This is a genomic window from Achromobacter sp. SIMBA_011 (assembly GCF_046535435.1).
GTDB classification, from domain to species: domain Bacteria; phylum Pseudomonadota; class Gammaproteobacteria; order Burkholderiales; family Burkholderiaceae_B; genus Achromobacter; species Achromobacter dolens.
In genome coordinates this window covers 1-312 of sequence record NZ_JAWRWN010000225.1, presented here as the reverse complement: position 1 = coordinate 312, position 312 = coordinate 1, and the positions used below count along the sequence as shown (strand labels likewise).

Annotated in this window: 1 pseudogene; it reads right to left on the bottom strand. The window is 70.2% G+C overall.

The annotated features are described in order from the left end of the window. Positions 1 to 312: pseudogene (locus SB816_RS30685) on the bottom strand (hypothetical protein); the annotation flags it as partial.

The following is a 312-nucleotide window of genomic DNA, read 5'->3' as shown; positions in this document are numbered from 1 at the left end:
CCCGTCGAGCGGCACCAGCATGAACAGGAACACGACGACGTAGCCGGCGGCCGTGGACGCGTCGGCGTGCACGCCGAGTTGCGGCCAGAACGCGGCGGCGCCGAGGAACACGTAGAACAGGAAGATGATCCAGCCGACGCCGACCGCATACGCGCTGAACGCGCGACGGCGATGGTCGCGCACCTCGCCGATCGCCGTGCCGAGCTGGCCGTCGACGAACTGGCGCGCGCGCAGGAGATCTTCGATCGAGTGGTGAACGCCGACGCGGCGCAGCGCAACTGAGCGCAACCGAGCGCGTGGTTCGGCTGGCGC